The organism is Kocuria sabuli (assembly GCF_040981185.1).
Lineage (GTDB): Bacteria > Actinomycetota > Actinomycetes > Actinomycetales > Micrococcaceae > Kocuria > Kocuria sabuli.
Genome location: NZ_JAVHZE010000066.1, coordinates 1 through 795, shown reverse-complemented (window position 1 = coordinate 795; position 795 = coordinate 1). Strand labels below are relative to the sequence as shown.

Annotated in this window: 1 protein-coding gene and 1 tRNA gene; both read right to left on the bottom strand. The window is 41.6% G+C overall.

Annotation, left to right across the window (positions count from 1 at the left end; translation table 11 throughout):
• Window positions 1–37: 37 nt before the first annotated feature.
• Window positions 38–113, bottom strand: a tRNA-Arg gene (locus RE027_RS17890).
• A 100-nt stretch (window positions 114–213) separates the two neighbouring features.
• Complete coding sequence (locus tag RE027_RS17885) at window positions 214–690, bottom strand: HNH endonuclease (protein WP_032105041.1); 477 nt, start codon at window positions 688–690, stop codon at window positions 214–216.
• Between the last annotated feature and the right edge of the window lie 105 nt (window positions 691–795).

Sequence of the window (795 nt, the reverse complement as noted above, 5' to 3'; positions counted from 1 at the left end):
AAGATAAAGCCGCCGCGATGACGACTTGTTTTGCTGATGGCTCGCCTGGCTGGATTCGAACCAGCGACCAACCGCTTAGAAGGCGGTTGCTCTTTCCTCTGAGCTACAGGCAAATAAAAAGCCCAAGGCGTTAACCTCGGGCTTGCTTGAATTCTTTGTGTCGACAATCAAAGCTATGGCGACGATATCAGATTTACATGAAATATATGCGTTTCAGTTCGGTTTTGCAAGTCTGAAGTGATTAGCAAGTCTAAATGCTATATCGGCTCTTTTTAAATCATCATAGAGACCTAAATACTCCCGTTTTCCATCGATGAGAATCTGTGCCTGCCACTTTTTTGCTCTTTTGTTATAATAAATACCCTTGCTACCTGATGTGTTATTTTTATAGATACCAGTGTTAAGAGAGTTAAGTTGGCTGGTTGCTTCTCTAAGATTGGCAATCCTGTTGTCGTCTCTTATTCTGTTTATGTGATCGATCTCTTTTTCTGGCATATATCCGTACACGTAGAGCCATGCAAGGCGATGAGCATGATAAAGTTTCCCAGAAATTTTTATTTGCACATAGCCAAGAGAATTTTTGCTTCCAGCAACGCTTCCTACAACCACCTTCTGCCTTTTCACTGCCCATGAAAACAAACCAGAAAAGGCGTCGTACTTAAGAATAGATTTAAGAGTTTCTTGGTCCATTACTTATATCCTCTCAAATCTAAATTTGTCGTCTTTTGTTGTGAACGCGATCGCGTTACTGAGATAAGCGCACCGCTATCGAGTCGCTTAAAGCTGTTACGCATT

Bases quoted from the DNA above. Each gene is read 5' to 3' on its own strand.
- RE027_RS17885 (WP_032105041.1), bottom strand. From the start codon at position 690: ATGGACCAAGAAACTCTTAAATCTATTCTTAAGTACGACGCCTTTTCT.